Origin of the sequence: Bradyrhizobium sp. PSBB068, assembly GCA_016839165.1 — a bacterium.
Lineage (GTDB): Bacteria > Pseudomonadota > Alphaproteobacteria > Rhizobiales > Xanthobacteraceae > Bradyrhizobium.
Genome location: CP069300.1, coordinates 6,281,835 through 6,300,087 on the forward strand (window position 1 = coordinate 6,281,835; position 18,253 = coordinate 6,300,087).

Annotated in this window: 16 protein-coding genes; 7 read left to right on the forward strand and 9 right to left on the reverse strand. The window is 63.4% G+C overall.

Annotated features, from left to right (window positions below; all coding sequences use genetic code 11):
* Positions 1 to 7: 7 nt before the first annotated feature.
* The 4 genes from JQ507_29280 to JQ507_29295 form a co-directional block, all read right to left on the reverse strand.
* Positions 8 to 634, reverse strand: coding sequence for a hypothetical protein (locus JQ507_29280; protein QRI68937.1), 627 nt, complete (start codon positions 632 to 634; stop codon positions 8 to 10).
* Entirely contained in the window at positions 631 to 1,146 is a 516-nt protein-coding gene (locus JQ507_29285; protein QRI68938.1) for a helix-turn-helix transcriptional regulator, read from the reverse strand. The genes JQ507_29280 and JQ507_29285 overlap by 4 nt, the downstream gene beginning before the upstream one ends.
* A gap of 255 nt (positions 1,147 to 1,401) precedes the next feature.
* Positions 1,402 to 2,319 (reverse strand): hypothetical protein, encoded by a 918-nt coding sequence (locus JQ507_29290; GenBank protein QRI68939.1) that lies wholly within the window; start codon positions 2,317 to 2,319, stop codon positions 1,402 to 1,404.
* A 235-nt stretch (positions 2,320 to 2,554) separates the two neighbouring features.
* A complete protein-coding gene (locus JQ507_29295; protein ID QRI68940.1) occupies positions 2,555 to 3,148 on the reverse strand; it encodes a hypothetical protein in 594 nt (197 codons plus the stop codon).
* 508 nt (positions 3,149 to 3,656) lie between these two features.
* Between JQ507_29295 and JQ507_29300 the strand changes: the two genes are divergently transcribed.
* Entirely contained in the window at positions 3,657 to 4,865 is a 1,209-nt protein-coding gene (locus JQ507_29300; GenBank protein QRI68941.1) for a GNAT family N-acetyltransferase, read from the forward strand.
* 7 nt (positions 4,866 to 4,872) lie between these two features.
* Here JQ507_29300 and JQ507_29305 read toward each other — a convergent pair whose 3' ends face one another.
* A complete protein-coding gene (locus tag JQ507_29305) occupies positions 4,873 to 5,085 on the reverse strand; it encodes a hypothetical protein (GenBank protein ID QRI68942.1) in 213 nt (70 codons plus the stop codon).
* A gap of 221 nt (positions 5,086 to 5,306) precedes the next feature.
* Here JQ507_29305 and JQ507_29310 point away from each other — a divergent pair, with 221 nt between their 5' ends.
* Genes JQ507_29310 through JQ507_29325 form a run of 4 tightly spaced genes read left to right on the forward strand, consistent with a single transcriptional unit; the run spans position 5,307 to position 8,930 of the window.
* Positions 5,307 to 5,810, forward strand: a complete 504-nt coding sequence (locus JQ507_29310; GenBank protein QRI68943.1) for a MarR family transcriptional regulator — start codon at positions 5,307 to 5,309, stop codon at positions 5,808 to 5,810.
* Positions 5,811 to 5,812: 2 nt separating this feature from the next.
* Positions 5,813 to 7,864 carry an FUSC family protein gene (locus JQ507_29315; protein ID QRI68944.1) on the forward strand — a complete coding sequence of 684 codons (2,052 nt, stop codon included), beginning with the start codon at positions 5,813 to 5,815 and terminating at the stop codon, positions 7,862 to 7,864.
* Positions 7,861 to 8,067 carry a DUF1656 domain-containing protein gene (locus JQ507_29320; protein QRI68945.1) on the forward strand — a complete coding sequence of 69 codons (207 nt, stop codon included), beginning with the start codon at positions 7,861 to 7,863 and terminating at the stop codon, positions 8,065 to 8,067. The genes JQ507_29315 and JQ507_29320 overlap by 4 nt, the downstream gene beginning before the upstream one ends.
* Positions 8,064 to 8,930 (forward strand): HlyD family secretion protein, encoded by an 867-nt coding sequence (locus tag JQ507_29325; GenBank protein ID QRI68946.1) that lies wholly within the window; start codon positions 8,064 to 8,066, stop codon positions 8,928 to 8,930. Before JQ507_29320 ends, JQ507_29325 begins: the two co-directional genes overlap by 4 nt.
* 172 nt (positions 8,931 to 9,102) lie before the next feature.
* Here the strand turns inward: JQ507_29325 and JQ507_29330 are convergent, their stop codons facing one another.
* From JQ507_29330 to JQ507_29340, 3 genes are all read right to left on the reverse strand, one after another.
* Positions 9,103 to 9,969 (reverse strand): tetratricopeptide repeat protein, encoded by an 867-nt coding sequence (locus JQ507_29330; GenBank protein QRI68947.1) that lies wholly within the window; start codon positions 9,967 to 9,969, stop codon positions 9,103 to 9,105.
* A 75-nt stretch (positions 9,970 to 10,044) separates the two neighbouring features.
* Positions 10,045 to 10,803 carry a FecR domain-containing protein gene (locus JQ507_29335; GenBank protein ID QRI68948.1) on the reverse strand — a complete coding sequence of 253 codons (759 nt, stop codon included), beginning with the start codon at positions 10,801 to 10,803 and terminating at the stop codon, positions 10,045 to 10,047.
* 59 nt (positions 10,804 to 10,862) lie between these two features.
* On the reverse strand, positions 10,863 to 11,159 hold the full coding sequence (locus JQ507_29340; GenBank protein ID QRI68949.1) for a hypothetical protein: 297 nt from the start codon (positions 11,157 to 11,159) through the stop codon (positions 10,863 to 10,865).
* On the opposite strand from JQ507_29340, the gene JQ507_29345 reads away from it, so the two are divergent.
* A complete protein-coding gene (locus JQ507_29345; protein ID QRI68950.1) occupies positions 11,158 to 14,664 on the forward strand; it encodes a hypothetical protein in 3,507 nt (1,168 codons plus the stop codon). The genes JQ507_29340 and JQ507_29345 overlap by 2 nt on opposite strands.
* Positions 14,665 to 14,734: 70 nt before the next feature.
* Here JQ507_29345 and JQ507_29350 read toward each other — a convergent pair whose 3' ends face one another.
* Positions 14,735 to 16,504 carry a phosphoesterase gene (locus JQ507_29350; GenBank protein QRI68951.1) on the reverse strand — a complete coding sequence of 590 codons (1,770 nt, stop codon included), beginning with the start codon at positions 16,502 to 16,504 and terminating at the stop codon, positions 14,735 to 14,737.
* A gap of 307 nt (positions 16,505 to 16,811) precedes the next feature.
* Here JQ507_29350 and JQ507_29355 point away from each other — a divergent pair, with 307 nt between their 5' ends.
* Positions 16,812 to 18,242: a hypothetical protein gene (locus tag JQ507_29355; protein QRI68952.1), complete on the forward strand. Its 1,431-nt coding sequence runs from the start codon at positions 16,812 to 16,814 to the stop codon at positions 18,240 to 18,242.
* The last annotated feature ends 11 nt before the right edge of the window (positions 18,243 to 18,253 follow it).

Here is an 18,253-nt window from a genome sequence, read left to right on the forward strand (position 1 = left end):
TACCCAGCTATGCCGGCGCCGGATTGATCCAGTTGCCGTTCTGATAGAGCACCGTCACCGAACCGGCCTGGGTCAGGTCTGCCACGGTCGGATTCGAAACGGCGTTGAACAGCATCACGCCGGGCCTAAAGTCTTGTTGAAACCAGATCTGCACCTTGTCGAGCGGACGCAGCGAGGCCGATCCGCGAACGATGGATCTCGGCGCAACATAGATCGGCGTGACGCGCACCACGCGGTCCGGTCCGACTGACGCACCACTCAGCGAAGGGTGAATCGGTCCGTAATCGTTGATGAGCGTGATCTGTTCGGGCGGTCCGCCCGAACTCGCAGGCCCGAGCACCCCCACGGCATCGAGGGTTGCCTGCTGGCCGAGCGCGATGTCTACGGCATTGGTTCGGCTCTCAATGCGCGCGACGCCATCGATGATGTCGGTCCCGAACAGCTGAAATTGCTCCGACCAGGCGAAAGTGTTGCTGGCGAGATAATCGGGGAACGATTGCCAGGTCACGCTGTAGCTATACTCGACGCATCGCGCAAAGCACAGCGTGTAACCGTTGTCCTTGAGAATCTGCAGATCGCCCGGGGCGATCTGCACGGTCACCGATTTGGTCATCGACGGGTCTTCGGACGTCATCGCGCGATCTCCTCCAATGCCTCCACCAGCCGCGCCACGCGTGCCGGCGTGAAAAATTCGGGCAGCCGCAGGACCCTGCCGTTGCGCAGCGCCACCTCGATGATCCCATGGCTGCCCGCATTGACGCCGCTCTCCTGTCCGGCGGTCGCCGCTCCGTCGGTTTCGCACAGGTTATCGGTGACAAAAATCTCCGGCAACGTTGCCGTGAATTGCCGCAGCGCCTCGCGCGCCCTCGTCTGGATCGCCGGTTCGGGTCGCTTGTCATGCCGGTCCTCGATATCAGGCTTGCCGCGGCCCAACATCAACCAGTCCAGCGAGATATCGAGAAATTCGCAGAGCGCCACCGCGTGCTCGAATGACAGCGATCCGCTCTTCAGCCATCGCGATACCGCACTCGGTTTGACGCCAAGCGCCTCCGCGAGCGCCGTCTGCTTATTCCATCCCCGCAGAAGCATTGCTTCCGCCAGCCGACTTCCACGCGCGAGCGTGGATGTTCGGTTGTTGCCCCGCATGTGATCGGCTCACTCTTGACGGCGGGATCCTGCCGGCCCGCTTCCTCTGTCGCGGTTGGACCGCCGGCTCCCCAACGCTCCGTAACGCCGGCGCCGGCTGGTCCAGGCCGGCGTCGACGCAATGCTGACAACGAACGAGGCCGACGTCCCGGCGTGAAGTTATAGCGAGGTCGCCATGTCCGGGACAGCCGGCACGCTTGCCTCGCGCGTCAAACTGGCGCGAGGAGGCGCGCGCGGGGACGTCGGTGCGCCGGTTCAGGCCGGCACTTTGGTGCTGATCGAGCTGAACGTGCAACCACTGGCAGCCAGCGCTCGGATCACGAACTCGACCAGGGTGTCGGTCGTCGTGGGATCACTCGCCAACAACGCCAGGTGCTGACGATCGACGGCGTTGAGTCCCCGCGTCTCACTGTAGGTGATCGTGAAGCTGCTTGCGCTGGGATTCACCTTGACCGCGAACTTCTGGTAGACGCCGGTCAGATAGGTGCCGATCTTGGTCGCCAACAAGCCGGCGACCACGGTCCCGACCACAGCCACCGTGACCAGCAGGTACGTCTTGGGATCGCCGGATTCCAGGGCCGACGGGGTGGACCAGCTGCCGTCATAAAGCCGTGTCGCTGAATCCACTTCCGTCAGGTCGATCTCGATGGCCTTGCTGACATCCTTGCTGATCATGGTGCTCGTGGTCAGATCCTGCGCGAACCAGACCTGGAGCATTTCGACCGGCGTCAGAGCGTCCGCGCCGGTTTCGATTGCATCGGGCGCCACGTAGATCGGCGTCGTCCGCTGAATGCCGTCGGGGCCGGTCGACACGGAATTCAATCCGGGGTGGATGAGACCATAATTGTTGACGAAGGTGACGGCGTCGGCAGAACCGCCGGTCACGGCGTCGCTGAGATTGCCGGCCGCGTCCATGGTGACTTGCTGGTTGAGTGTCGCGGTCACGACGTTGGTCGATACCTGGACCTGCACCGAGGTCTGGAAAGTATTGGTGCCGAACACCTGATAGACGGGAGTCCAGCTGAAGGTATTGGTATCGAGATATTCGTCGAAGGACTGCCACACCACGTCGTAGACGTCCTTCACCTTCTTGGCGAAACAAAGCTTGTAGTGGTTGCCCTTGAGAGTTTCGAGCGCCTCTTTTGTAATCTGAATTTGGACTGACTTGGTCATTGCCTAATCCCTTGCATAACCGGCGGCCTCGGCCGGCTGAACGACGGGGCGCCGGACATCGCCGAACAGCGATCCCTGCAGAGGATCAAGAGCACCATGCTCCTTGTCCGGCCCCGCGGCCGAAAACTGGCATGGTGCGCTTCTTCAGGCTCTCTCGACCGGTTGCACGCAGCGCAATTTTAACTTTTGTTTTTGCAATTTCAGCAACCTTAAATTGATCAAATTGAGATTGAGATCATAACCAGTTGCCATTCTGGTAGCGACGGGCCGCCGAATTCACCGTCGTCAGGTCGATCTCGACCGCGTTGAGAACGTGGTCATCGATGATCGTGCCTGTCGCCAGGTTCTGCGCGAACCAGACCTGCACCTTCTCGATCGGCGCGAACATGACGGTGCCGACCGGAACGGACTGCGGATAGAGATAAATCGGTGTGATGACTTGATTGCCGCCGGGACCGATCGAACCGGACTGTAGTCCGGGATGGATGGGGCCGTCCTGGTTAACGAAAGTGATGCTATGGGAGTCCGCGCCGGGCTCGGCCGGTCCAATATGCCCGGCCTGATCCATGATCACGCGTTCGCCAAGCGAGGCCGCCACGAGATTGGTGTCCACCACGACCCGGGCTGAGGTCTGGAAGTGGGTGCTGCCGAACACCTGATAGACCGGGGTCATCCAACTGAAGCTATTGATGGCGACGAAGTCGCCATGTGACTGCCATACGACGTTGTAGATGCCGTTCACCTTCTTGGCGAGACATAGCCTGTATCGGTTGGTCTTGAGGTAAGCGACATCGGCGATCCCGGTCTCAATCTGCACTGACTTGGTCATGGCCTGCCCCCTTGGAATGTCCGGCAGTCTCTGCCGACTAAATCACGGGGCACCGGACACCCGCCGAACGGCGATCGCCGCGGCGGATCAGGAGCACCATGCTCCTTGTCCGGCCCCGCAGCCGAAACTGGCACGGCTCTCCGTCTTGAGCTCTCCGATCTGGTTGCGTGCGGCGCAACTATGAAGAAAACAATCTTTGATTGGTTTCGACCTCGCTCCGAAGCACGCCGGCGCCTGCGCGAAGATCGCCTCCTGCGCGTCGCTGCCGCCGATCGAAGCCTTGCCGACGGCGGCGACCGCGTTAACGAATTAACCTCCACAAGCTGAACTTGTTGACGGCTCACGCGTCTCGCTGGAGAGTCGCGGCAAGGACGCACGCCTGCGCGGAGCAGTTCTGAAATTGTCATGCTCGCGTGATGTCGACCGGCTCGAGGTTGTCGGCTGTCATTTGATCCTGTCGTCCGACGGTGCTGTCGCAATTGGGCGGCAGCAGACGAAATGGCGAATCATGCTTAGCGCAACGTCCGATACAGCGGTCCGGCTCATCCACCCGCACGACGGTCTGTCGATCTCGCCGGATCACCCGAGTCAACAGCCCGAACCGATCGCCCAGGCCAACGCACAGACGTCACGCAAGGGCGCCGCCAGGCCGATGACCACGGCTGACGTTCCTGCGGTCGCCGGCCTCTTCCTCAAGGTCTTCAGGGGCACCGACAAGCCGGCAAGTACCGATCTCAAGGGCTATTTGCACGCGCTGACCCTCGGGTCGCCGTCCTACAGCGAGGCTGCGGGCACCCAGATCTATCAGCAGCAGGACGGCCTGATCTCGAGCGCGCTGCTCTCCGTCCCGATGCGCTTCATGGCCTGCGGCAATGTGATCCCGGGGCGGCTGCTCGGCGTCTTCATGACGAACAGGGACTCCGCCGGGGCGGCCCAGCTCAATCTTGGCCTGCGACCGAAAAAGGCGAGTCTTTCGTTCTGTGACAGTGCATCGCCGACCAGCGCCAGATCCCTGATGGCCATCGGCGGAAAGACCATTCCGATGCAGAACCTGGAGTGGGTGCGCACCTTCCGTCCGTTGGGCGCACTGCTCGGACGTCTTTCGCCGCGCTTGTTGCGCCGGATCGATCCCGGCCTGGCAACGCTCGCGCGTCCCGTCGACGCTTTCCTGGGCCGCCTGCGCGGCGGCGACCTCGAGAGCCCCGCCGGCCTGAAGGTGCAGGAGATGTCCATCCCGGACTTCCTCGCCCACGCGCCCCGCCTCATTGCCCACTACGCTGTCCGGCCGCTCTGGTCGGAGGACGAGCTCGGCTGGCTCGTCGGCCTCGCGGCGCAGAACACCAGGCTCGGCGCATTCACGATCCGCGCGATCGTAGACCATACCAGCGCGACGATCGGCTGCTTTGTCTACTACGCGTCTCCGGGGCGGACCGCGCATGTCCTCAACATCCTGTCGCTTCCCGGTCGGGAGGTTGGCGTGCTCGGTGCGATGTTCCGCCACCTCGAGGACACCGGCCACCTCGAAGCCCGCGGCCGCGCACAACCGGCTCTGATGGCAGGGCTCGGGCTGCAGCGCTGGCTCGTGTTCCGGCACCGCGCCTTCGCCATGGCGTTGACGCGTGTTCCGGAAGTGAACGACGCCATCGTGCGCGGCGATATCTATGTCGGCGGCCTCGCGGGCGAGGACTGGAGCCGGCTGATGTGCGACTTCGGCTGAGACCGGACTAAGCCGACTGCTTCGTCGGCGCCGCGTCACCTTCTTCGCGTCCGGGTACGCTGACATGGACTTCATGTCCCAGCCTGATCGCCGGCGACGCGGCGGCGGCCGCCGACTCGAATGCGGCTTCCTTGGTGGCGTATCCGGCGTTGAGCTTGCCGTCGTGCAGGACGCCCCATTCTTCGCCGGCTGAAATCACCGCGTATTGAGCCAATCCCATCGTGTTCTCCTTACGCAAATGGCGCTGCGGCCGCCTCATTGCGCCGATGTCTCGCGCGGACGATCGCACCACGCGCCAACGGCGCGTTTGGAACGAGGTTCCTGAGCGCAACCGGCCCGGCTCCATCCTGGAACGAGGCTGCGGGGCCGCTTGCGATCGCTTTTGCGTGATCGCCGGGATATATGATTGCAGCCTAATAGTTTGTATCCTATCTAATTTGCATGCCTCCGTCGCAATCCCATATCCACGCCGAGATCGGCCGCCTGATCACCAGGCTCGCCCGGATCTGGCGTCGCTTGTCGGATCAGGCGCTGTCCGATCACGGCCTATCCTACGCGACGGCCATCCCGCTGCTGGTGCTGTCGCGGCACGGGGAGAACGTCCGTCAGGGCGTGCTGGCCGACGAACTGGGAATAGAGGGGCCTTCACTGGTGCGGCTGATCGATCTGCTGCAGTCTGAAGGCCTGGTCGAGCGTCGTGAGGACCCGACCGACCGGCGCGCCAAGACGCTGCATCTCACGGCGGCCGGCGACGCCAAGGTCGAGGAGACCAACCGGGTGCTGCGCCGGGTGCGCGCCAGCATGCTGAAGGATATCGGCAGCGAGGAACTTGCGGTAACCTTCGAGACGCTCCAGCGCATCGAGCAGCGGGCAAGCCGGCCGCAGGACGCTAAGACCGCTCAAGTCAAGACCGCTCAAGCGAAATCGACTGCAGAGGCGCGATAGTCATGCGCGCGGAAGAGCCGTTCCTGGTCCGCCACGCGGACCTCATCTTCGCGTTGAAGACGTTCGCCGCGTCGATGCTGGCGCTCGTCATCGCATTGGCGATCGATCTGCCGCGCCCCTATTGGGCGATGGCGACGGTTTACATCACGTCGCAGCCGCTGGCCGGCGCGACCAGCTCGAAGGCGTTCTTCCGCGTGATCGGAACGTTGATCGGCGCCACCGTCACGGTGGCGATGGTGCCGAACCTCGTCAACGCGCCCGAGCTGCTCTGCCTTGCCATCGCGCTGTGGGTCGGGCTCTGTCTCTATCTGTCGCTGCTCGACGGAACGCCGCGCAGCTATGTCTTCATGCTGGGCGGATACACCGTCGCATTGATCGGCTTTCCGTCCGTCGCCGAGCCGGGAAGCATTTTCGATATCGCGCTGGCGCGGGTCGAGGAAATCTCGCTCGGCATCATCTGCGCAAGCCTGGTGTCGACCGTGGTGTTTCCGCGCAGCGTCGCGCCGGCGGTGGGCGGTCGCGTCAGGAGCTGGCTGTCGGATGCCCGCCGCCTGTCCCGCGACGTGCTGCTCGATCACGGCACCAGCGAGACGCGCCGGGCCCAACGCCTCCGCCTCGCGACCGACATCGTCGAGATCGATACGCTGGCGACCCATCTCGCCTATGACCGGCTGGCCGACACCGGCACCGTGCGCGGTCTCGCCGAGGTCCGGCTGCGCATGCTGATGCTGCTGCCGATTGCCACGTCGATCGAAGACCGGCTCGCCGCGCTCGGCAAGATGGCGCTGCAACGGCAACCGGAACTCCAGCGCCTGATCGGCGACGTCGCCGCATGGATCGTGGACGAGGATCGCCAGCGGCAATCCGGCGAACAGATCCGCGCGACGGTCACCGCGCGGCTGTCTGCGCTCGACGGCCTCGCGCCGCGGGAACGCATCCTCACGATCAGCCTGCTGCTGCGGTTGCGCGACCTCATCGACATCTCGGCCGACTGCCGCGCGGTGGCCGATGCGATCGCCGCGGGCCGGGATATCTCGACCGTCCAGCTCGCGTTCCATCCGGAGTCGGGAGCGGCGCCGGTTCGTCATCGCGACCACGGCATGGCGCTGTGGTCGGCCGCGGGGACCGCGGTGGCCATCCTGATCTGCTGCGGCGTGTGGATCGCCACCGGCTGGGCCGATGGCGCCTCGGCGCCGATGATGGCGGCGGTCGCCTGCTCCTTCTTCGCCGCGCAGGACGAGCCGGCACGCAGCATCCGGGCCTTCGGCCTGTTCTCGCTGGTCGCGATCGTCGTGGTCGCGATCTATCAGTTCGCGCTGGTGCCGGGCATCTCCCATGTCGAGGTTCTGATCGCCGCGCTGGCGCCGACCTTCCTGCTGTACGGCTTCCTGATCGCGCGGCCGAAAACCTCGCCGATCGGCATGGCGCTCGCCGCCAACACCGCGACGCTGCTGGCGCTGCAATCGACCTACACCGCGGACTTTGCCAGCTTCGCCAACACGTCGGTCGCCTTCTTCCTCGGCGTCGTCATCGCGGAGATCGTGACGCGGATCGCGCGCGGCGTCGGCGCCGAATGGATCGCCAAGCGGCTGACGACGTCGAGCTGGCAGACGCTGGCGGTCGCGGCCGAGCGGCGCGGCCGCGGCGATCGCGCGCAGTTTGCCGGCCTGATGCTGCATCGGCTCGGGCTGTTGGTGCAGCGCATCGCCTTCATCTCCGAAAGCGACCGCCGCGATACCGACAGCCTGGTCCAGTTGCGCATCGGGCTCAACATCATCGATCTCAGGCGCGCCCGCTACGGCCTCGCCGCATCGACCGTGCGCGCCATCGACCACATGCTGGATGACCTCGCGGCGGCGTTTCGCGCCCATGCGGACCAGGCGCTACCGGCCGAGCTGCTGTCATGCATCGACGCGGCGGTGACCGCGGTCGTCAAGGATCCCAATGAGCGCGCGCGGGACGATGCGTTGCTCGGCCTCGTCGGCATCCGCCGCGGCCTGTTTCCGGATGCGCCCGCCTACCGATCGCAGCCCGAGGAGAGTTTTGCGGCATGAGATATGAGCTCGACATCTACGGAGTTCTGGTCCCCGCGCTGCTGCTGTGGCTCGTCATTGCCTATGCGCTGAGCGTGCTGGTGAGCCGGATCATGCGCCGCTTCGGCCTCTACCGGCTGGTCTGGCATCGCGCGCTGTTCAATTTCGCACTGTATGTCTGCCTGCTCGGCGGCGTCGTTTATCTTTCGGAGTTTCTGCCATGAAGGGGAATTTCGCCTGGCTCGGCCGGGTCGCGTTGACCGCGATCGCGCTTGTCGCCGCGCTGGCCGTCGGTCGCGCGCTCTGGGTCTACTACATGGAGTTGCCGTGGACCCGCGACGGCAGGGTCCGCGCCGACGTGGTTCAGGTCGCTCCCGACGTATCCGGTTTCGTCACCGACGTGCTGGTCAAGGACAATCAGCAGGTGCACCGCGGCGATATCCTGTTCCGGATCGATCGCGCGCGCTTTGCGCTGGCGTTGCAGCAGGCCGACGCGGCGGTCGCCGGTCATCGCGCCACGCTGGATCAGGCCGAATCCGATCTCAGGCGCTACAATTCGCTGACCACCGATGCGGTGTCGCAGCAGAAGCAGGAACAGGTGCTGGCCACGCAGCTGCAAGCCAAGGCCGCCTATGACCAGGCGGTCGCCGATCGCGCCGTCGCCCAGCTCAATCTCGATCGCAGCGAGGTGCACGCCTCCGTGAACGGCACCATCACCAACATGGACCTGCGGCCCGGCGCCTACGTCACCGCGGGCAAGGGCGTGATGGCGCTGGTCGACAGCGATACGCTGCATGTGGAAGGCTATTTCGAGGAGACCAAGCTGGCGCGCATTCGCGTCGGCGACAAGGCGCAGATAAGGCTGATGGGCGAGCCGGTCCGGCTCACCGGGCACGTCGAGAGCATCGCGGCGGGGATCGAGGATCGCGACCGCGGGCAAGGCGCGAACCTGCTCGCCAACGTCAATCCGACCTTCAGCTGGGTTCGACTCGCACAGCGGGTCCCGGTGCGGATCGCGCTGGACCATCTGCCGGATCGCATCGCGCTGGTCGCCGGCCGCTCGGCGACGGTCGAGATCACCGACTAGAGCCTGATGAGATTAGGTTGAGCTGGGACGGCGTCGAAGCTTCACCTCTCCCTTGGGAGAGGTGAAGCAAGACGACGCCAAGCCGATTCAACCAATACTCATCCCGCTTCAGCTGGAGCGACCAGACCCCGGTTCGCCCGCGCTTGCTTCGCGCGGGATCGGCTCGGCTCGCCTATTGCACGCCATAGCGCGTGAAATCGTCGGCGATGCTGCCCTGGATCGCCTTGGCCGCCGCGATGTCGATATTGCCGCCGGCCTTGTCGCCCTGCTTCAGCTTCGCCAGCCCGCGTCCATAGAGCGCGCTTGCGAGCCTTGGATCGATGCGAAGCGCGGAGCTGTAATCGTCGATCGCCGCGCCAAGCTCGCCTGTCTTCAGATAGACCAGGCCGCGCGAGTCGTAGGTCGCAGCATTGGCCGCCCCCGATTGCAACGCCTTGTTGCAGTCTTCCAGCGCCTCCTGCAACGCGCCAAGAATGGCCCGGCTCCAGCAGCGTCCGCTCCATACACCGTCAAGGTTCGGATCGAGGCGAATGGCCTGATCGTAATCCTGCACCGCGCGGGCATATTCGTTCCTTTTCAGATAGGCACCGGCGCGGTTGGCAAAGGCTTCGCCGTAGTTCGGGTTGAGCTTGATGGCGCGATCGAACGCGTCGGTCGCGCCATCGTATTGGTGCTTCCTGACATAGGCTACGCCGCGGTTGTTGAACGGCTTGCTGTAGGTTGGATTGAGCTCGATGGATCGATCAAAATCCCGGATGGCGCGGTCATAGTCTTCCTTGGTGGCGTAGGCGTTGCCGCGGTTGTTGTAGGCGATCGCGAGGCCGGCCTGTGTCATGTCCTCGCCTGCATCGATCAGCGCCGTGCACGCACCGATGCGCGCGTCGGCCGGCGTGTGATCGAGACCGCTGCACAGCTCGATATTGCGCAGGTAGCTGCCCCTTTGCTTCGCGTTCTGCGCGCCCGCCGGCGTTACGAGCAACAGCAGGATGAAGACCGCCGACAGGCCGCGACTCCCACAGGAGCCTGCACGAGGCTTCATGTCGGGCTCCGGTTTTTGACGACGCAGCGTCACCGATGTCCGTGAGTAGCCGCTCAAGACCAACGCCCTGCCCGCCTAGCATCCGCGACAAATGTTCGGATTGAACCTGTGGTAGGTGTTCGGCTCGGACTGCGGCGTCACGCGTGTCGCGGGCTTCCTGAGCAGCTTGCTCTTGCCCTCTTCGACGAGCGTCGCGAACCTCACCGTTCCATCGTCGGAAATTTCGATACGCGGCGTGGTGCCTCGAATTCCCATCGTCGCGGCGGGGGTGTCGATCTTCATGTCGCCGGTCTTCGCGATGTTGCCGGCCACGAAGGTGAACGTTCCATTGGCCAGCTTGAACAGGGTCGAGTTCGATTTTCCGTTCGGGTCGTACACAAACTCGGTCATGACCATCTTGGCGTTGCTCGACAGATTGAACGAGGTGCCATCGGTGAAGTTGATCCCGACCCGTCCATCGGCTCCGGTCTGTACCGTGTCGCCCATATAGACGGGGTCGCCAACCTTCGCCTGGGGCAATTGATCGGACAGCGCGGCCTGAACGACGACCGCGCTCGCATGTTCGATCGTGACCGAACCGGTGGCCGTCACGACCTTCCCGATCGACTTCGCTGAGGAATTGTCGACCGCGGGTTGGGCCGGCCCGGCTTGCGCCTGCACCTGGACCGGCATGAAGGTTGCGAGCGTAACGGCGAAGACGAAGCTTGCGAGCAAGTGAATAACCAAATGGATGCGCACGATCCCCTCCCTTTCGAGAAGATCTTGTCGTGTCGCGGCGCGATGGAGATCCGAACCGCCGGGCCGAGACCGCAGGACCTTGAGTGCCAAACGCATTGCTGCAACCAGGCCTAAAGGCCTGACGCAATTCGAATAAAAATTAATATATGGACAATTTACTCGATAATTATACTATAAATCCAGTGGGGCTGCACCCCCGCGATAAGAGACAGCTGTTCTGCTGTTTTCGCGGTCGGTTCTCGCAGTGCTGGAATTCGATTTTCACTACCGTATTTGGTTTCAATCAGGACGTTTCGGCGGGCAAGCCTATGGCTGCCGGTGCGAGGTTTTTTTCCTCGCGACGAAAGCAAGCCAGACGAAAAAACTGCGGCACCACCTTCCGCCTGAGCTGTTGAGCGGGCGAAAATGCCAATATTGGTCGCTTCCGGCGTAATGCCCGGGAACGCGTGCATGGCCGTTTCAGGTCAGCAGCCCCGGGTGATCGGCACTGTTCAGACGGCGATCGGCTGCGGCACCATCGCGCGTGCGCGCGGCATTGCCGTGCAGGTCGTGGCCGGCGATCCCGTTCGCCGGGGTGACGTCATCGAGGTCGCGACCGGCGGACAGGTCGAGATCCGCTTGATCGACGGCACGCTGCTCAGGCTGCCGCCCGGCACCCGGTTGGAGCTGGGCGATTTCGCGCAGGACCCCGGTGGCGGCTCGGGCCTGTTCGCGAAAGCCAGAAGCTTCTTCCGGATCATTGGCAGCAGGCTGACGGGGGCAGGCGTGCTGACGGCGGAGACGCCTGTTGGCACCGTCAGGGCCAGCGGCCTCGGCATGCTGACATTCGCCGTGCTGACCTTCGCGCTCCTGGACAACGCGCGGGCTGCGGAGCCGGACGTCACGCTGCTGGACGACGACACCATCGGCTACAAGGACCTCCACCACGGCGTGTTCGAGCTGGTGACCAAGGAGGCGATCCCCCGGCACATCATCGTCGACGACCCCGGAGAGACGATCATCCTGACCAAGCGAGGGTCTTCGGTCAGCGTGAACCACCTCACGAACAGCCCTGCTCACATGGAGGAATTGCGCGACGCGCAACAGGAGACGCTCGCCAATCTGGAGAGAGGAACGGGATCAAAAGGCTCCAGCGCACCCACCTACCAAGGTTCGCCGCTGCTGCAACCGATCAATTTCACCGAGCCTGACCCTTCGCAGACGCCGTATCAGCTCGGACCGCTGCCGACGGTCGTCCCCCAGTTCATCATTACTTTCAAGCCGCCACCGACGCCGCCCAAGCTGACGTTCGGAACGGTACCGTCGCTGACGTTGAGCGCGACGCATCTGACCGCGACGGCGCTGGACGACAACATCGCTGGCTCCGTACCGAACGTCGCGCTGACCACGATTACAGGAGACTTCTCGGTGAGGTTCGCCAGCGCACAGGACGCGGCGGGCGCGGCGGTCAGCTACGGGCTGTCGATCACCGGCGGCAACGGCGTGGCTTCAGGGCTGATCGACTCGCACACCGGCCTCGCCGACGTCCTGGTTCTGAACGGTGACACCGTCGAAGGCCACGTCGGCGCGGCTGACGGGACGCTGGCATTCACCATCACGCTCGCCCCGGCCACGGGGCTCGTGACCTTCACCGAGTACCGGTCGGCGATGGCGCCGCCTGGCACCAACACCGACGACAACGAAGCCGTGTCACTGGCGACCGGGATCGTAACCCTGATTGCAACCGTGACGAAGGCTGGCATCTCGCAGGATGTGACCCTCGATCTCGGCAGCAGATTGGTCATCGTCGAAGACGATCCGAGCATCAGCGCAAGCGGAACAGTCCCCTCGCTGACGCTGAGTGAGGCGCATCTGACGGCAACGCTGCTGGACGACAACATCGCCGGCTCTGCGCCCAATGCGACGCTGACGACGACCTCTGCCGACTTCTCGACGGCATTCACCTCGGTCCAAGGCGCGGATGGTGCGACGATCAGCTATGCGCTGACGATCACGGGCGGCAACGGTACCGCGTCGGGCCTGATCGACTCCCACACCGGCCTCGCCGACTTGTTGGTTCTGAATGGCAATACCATCGAGGGCCATGTCGGTACGGCCACCGGCACGCTGGCGTTCACCATCGCGGTGGATCCGATCACCGGACGGGTGACCTTCACCGAGTACCGCGCGGTAGTGCACCCGCTCGGTCCCAATCCGGACAGCGGAGAAGCTCTGGCGCTGGACGCCGGTCTCATAAGCCTGGTGGCGACGATCACGGACAAGGACGCAGACTTCCGGAGCGCGAGCATTGATCTTGGCAAGCAGCTCACGATCACGGACGACGGTCCGAGCATCAAGGCGAGCGGCACAACTCCATCTCTGACATTGAGCGAGACGCATCTGACTGCGACGACACTCGACGATAACATTGCCGGGTCCGCGCCGGATGCGCTCCTGACCACTACGTCAGCCGACTTTTCCAGGGCATTCAGCTCGGTTCAGGGCGCGGATGGCGCGACCATCAGTTACGCACTGACGATCACCGGCGGCAACGGCGCTGCGTCGGGCCTGATCGATTCGCACACCGGTTGCGCCGACGTGCTGGTGCTGAACGGCAACGCCATCGAGGGCCATGTCGGCACGACGACCGGCACACTGGCTTTTACCATCACGCTCGATCCAGCCACGGGGCTTGTGACCTTCACCGAGTATCGGGCAGTGACGCAGCCGCGCGGCACCGACCCGGACGACAATGAAACCGTGTCGCTGACTGCCGGAACCATAGGCTTGATCGCGACCATCACGGACAAGGACGGCAACTTCCAGAGCGCGAGTATTGATCTCGGTAAGCAGCTGTCGATTAGGGAAGACAGTCCGACAATTGGTGGCTTCCCGGTGACCGTCATCGCCGCTCACGACGATCAGGCCGCGACCGGCACCTACGATGTCAATTTCGGCGCAGATGGTGATGCCGCAATGCACGTCGCCATCCACAACGGCGAGGTCGGCAGCACGGGATATGACCTCGCGACCTCTAGCCTCGGCGATAGTGTCACCTCGGTGCATGTCACCGGACATTGCGATGACTACACTTTCTACTATTCGACCCATGCGGTCAGCGGCGGCGTCGAACTGGACGCCTACCGTACGGATTCAGGCGGTGAGCTCAGCGATCCGCTCTTTGCACTCCTGATCAATCCGAACGGCACCTATTGCTTTAATTTCGAGAAGGTCGAGCAGTTGAAGGATGTCACCGTGACAGGCTCCGATTTCGGCGCCTCGGACGGCGGCTCGATGGAACTCACGGCTCCGGACGCACAACTCGTCATCACCGGGTCCGACTGCGCTGGTCATCCCCTCGATGTCAAAGCATCGAGCGACGGCATCGCGGTCGGCGATTGCGGCCAGCAAATCGATCCCGGCGAGCGGCTGAATCTCGCATTCACCGAGAAGCAATCGCAGGTCGATTTTACTCTCGCTCACTGGCAGGGTTGCGGCACTGCAACTCTGACTTTCAAGGTACTCGACGGCAGCACCTGCGTTCACGACTTCAGCATCTGCGTTCCCAAACCAGGCAGCGGCTGCGCCGGCATCGTGGTACAGGAAACGTCGAACACGTCACTGATCGATACCTTCACCTTCAACAACGCGACGCAGGCGTACACGCTCTACGTCGGAAAGGCATTCACTCAGGTCCAGATCGACTATGATCGAGCGGAAGCTGGCCACCCCACCTTCACGGTCAACAACATCACCTACGACGAGAAGACGAGCATTCCGAGCACGGATCTTCTGTTCGATGTATCTGCCGTCGACAAGGGCGGCCATTCCGCCACGACCAGCCTTCAGGTTGACATCCAGGCCGCCGGCACCGGGACACACGCCTCGCCATTCGCGCCGAGTCCGGAAGACGCTGCGATGACCGCCAATATCATTTCAGATCCTGTCACGCATGTGCAGCACGATCTGATCCTGTAAAGGCCCTGAAGCCTGGTGAAGGTCCTGGCCCGCGCTAGATTGTTGGCGCGGGCCAGGATGATCTCTCGTATCAATGCCAGCCTTCGCCGGCCTTCAGCGCCGCCGAGAGGCTGCGCACCGGACGTGTCACCAGCGGCTCGAGGTCGAAGCGCTTCTCGAGCAGCCTGAGGATCGACGTGGTGTCGAAGTCCTCATGCGCGACGCCCGACTTGTTGAAGCGCTTGGCGATCAGCAGTGCCGGAATGCGGGTGCCGGGGCCCCACTGATCCGCAGCCTTGGCTTCGGCGCCATGACGGTTGTACGGCGGCGGCGGGACGTGGTCCCACTGTCCACCGAATTCGTCATAGGTGATGACGATCAGCGTGTTCTTGCCGTCAGGCCCTTCGACGATCGCCTTGACGAGATCGACCAGGTGCTGGCTGCCCTCGGATTCGCTGGTGTAGCCGGGGTGCTCGTTCTCCTCGCCGATCGGCTTGATGAAGCTGACCTGCTTCAGCCGCCCGGTCTTGGCCGCCTGGATGAACTCCGCCTCGTCCTTCAGGTGATCCCTGCGGGCCTGCGTTCCCGGCGCATAGTTGGCGAAGTAGTTCAGCGCCTGGTGGTGGTACTGGAAGTCCACGTCGGGGCAGTTCGGGAACACCGCATTCGAGTTATGGTTCGGATCGGTGCAGGTGGTGCCGTTGCCGTTGGTCCAGCCGGACGCGCCGACATCACCATTGGCGTTCGACCAACCGCCCGAATACCATGCCCAGTCAACATGCTTGGCCGACAGCCGATCGCCGATGTTCGGCGTATGCAGCGGCGGCAGGCGCTTGATGTCGGGCGTGCCCGGCGAATAGGGCTGGTAGGTCGGCTGCGTGGTGTTGACCGCGTAGTCGCCGCAGGCGAGGCCGGCCGGCAGGCCGGTCTGGTTGCACTTGGCCGTCAGTTGCGCGTCCTTCACGGTGGAGGCCGGCTTGTAGAGCGGCGTGCTGGTCGGCATGCCGTTGGCATCGACGATCGAGTGGAAGTCGTTGGCGCTGCCGTCGTTCAAGGCACCGACGAATTGCGGCGCTGCGGCCGCGACCAGGAATTGGTGGTTGAGGAACGACCCACCGAAGGCGCCCTGGAAGAAGCTGTCGGCGATGACGTAGTTCGGCGCGCCGTGGCTGTGCAGATAGGTGTAGATCGGCAGCTTCTTGGTGTCGTAATAGCCCATCACCAGGCCCGAGGCGTCGCTGCCGGTCACGTAGCGGTTCTGCCGGCCGCCGTTGAGCTGGTACTGCTCGCTGTAGAAGCGGTGCACGATATCCTCGGTGCAGCCGCCGGGCGCGCCGGTGCCGTTGAGGAAGCCGTGCGCCGCGAAGGCACCGAGCGGCTTCGGGCAGGTGGTCGCCGAGGTCGGGATGAAGTCATTGATCTCGAACGGCTTGTTCTTGAACGCGCTCAGGATTGCGACCGAGCCCGTATTGTCGGTGCAGGTCGTCGGCTGCGGCGACGGTGAGGTCAGGTTGAGGTCATTCTGCAACAGGCAGGCATAGACGGTCTGGTTGTCCTGCCGGACCTGCAGCGTGTGGGCCTGATCGGCGTCGGAGGTGCCGTTGAGGTGGTCACGACCGACATCGCCCCAATGCCCGTACAGGTTATCGAAACTGTGATTCTCCTGATAGATGACGACGATATGCTTGTACTGATGCACGCCCTCATGGCCGCGGTCGCGCAGCTCACGCAGCTCGTCGCTGACCTCGTGCTTGAATTCATCAACGATCTTTTCGACCAAATTCTCGGCGTTTGCCGCCGGTGAGATGGCAACGGCGCCAGCAACAACTGCGAGCGCCGGAATGGCTCCCCAAAGCCGCATAGTGCTCTCCTGATTTTAGAAAGAAATAGAAATGGAGCTACACGCTATGCAAAACACATTTCGCTGGGATGACCGTTTTTCGACGCGTGCGCAAACGCGTGAAAAGGTGCAAGCGCGCCGATCATTTTTCTTTCCGTCACATACAGCTCGGCCTGCGGGACGTTGATCGATCGTCATCAAACCGCAATCAACAGTCGTCTATCCAAACAGATGGTCATTGATGCTGCCGACAGGAAACTGTCACCTCCGTGACATCTTCCGACGCAGGGCGGCACATTTGCATTGTGACAAGGGGCGTTTTCTAGCGATGGTTTGGGATATTCTGGCGTCCGGCTCCGGAAAATGTCGTTCAGCATCTGGCGATCGTGGCGTCGGACCGGTGCGGATCGCGTTGCTGGCGCTTGTCGTTGCCCTGCTGCCATTGCGCGCGACGGCGTTCCCGCTCGGCGGCGACCAGACCGTGCTGCCGGCCGGCACCGAATTTGCCGAGGACGCGCTGGCGCGGCCACGCGAACTCTTTCATTCCGAGGCGATCGGCGGCCGAAAGTCCTATCTGGTCAATCTCGGCGACCTCGCGTTCAACTCGCCCTCCATCCTCGGCGGCAAGGCCCGTCAGGCCGAGATGAGCTGCGGCACCTGTCACGTCAACGGCGCATCGAACCCGAAGCTGTTCGTTCCGGGCGTATCCTCGCGCCCCGGGACCTTCGATACGACCAGCCTCGTCTTCAACGCGAAGACGTTCAACAGCATCCTCGATCCGGTCAGGATTCCGAGCCTGCGGGGCGCCCGCTTCCTCGCGCCCTATGGACATGACGGCCGCATCACCTCGTTGCGCGAGTTCGTCTATAATGTCATCGTCAACGAGTTTTCCGGGCCGCGGCCGAGCGACCAGGTTCTCGACGGCCTCGTCGCCTATATCAACGACATCGACTTCCTCCCCAATCCGAAGATCGCGCCCGGCGGCAGGCTCGGCACGCAGGCAAGCGTGGCCGAGCACCGTGGCGAGGCGCTGTTCTTCAAGCCGTTCCCGAAGCAGGCCGAGTTGAGCTGCGCCGGCTGTCACATTCCGGGGGGAACTTTCAACGACCAGGTGCGTCACGACGTCGGATCGGGCGGGCTGGTGAAGACCCCGACCCTGCTGAACGCCAATTTCAATGCACCGTACTTCCACGACGGCCGCTACGATACGTATGAGCAGGTGGTCGAGCATTTCGACCGTGTGTTCGACCTCGAACTGTCGACCCAGGACGTGCAGGACCTTGTGGCCTATCTGAATGCGGTCGGCGACGGCGAACGTCCGTTCGACAAGGACGGCGTCGTGCTCCGGATGAAGGAAGTGCTGGAGCTCTCGAGCGTGCTCGAGGCCGCGATCCCGGCCGCCGATACCGCGGTAGTGTCGCTGGCCGTGACCGGGGTCGGCGCCGAGCTGCGCGAATTGACCGAGCACATCCCCGACATCAGGAACACCTCGATCGGTGGCAAGGACCAGCGGCTGGCGGCGCGTGCGATCCTCAAAGACCTCGTCCTCACGCTGCGCCGCATCGACCTCGAAGTTGCGGCCGGCCATATCGACGAGGCGATGACGGAGTATCGCAGATTCGCCCAGCTTGTGAATTTCGACGTTCCCGTCGCCTTGAAGAAGGCCGAGCCGTGGTCGCTGTTCAACAGCAACGTGCATCAAGCCCACTACACCGCGCTCGGCCGGATGTTGCCGGTCACGAGCGGGCAATCACAGTAGCGCATAGCCCA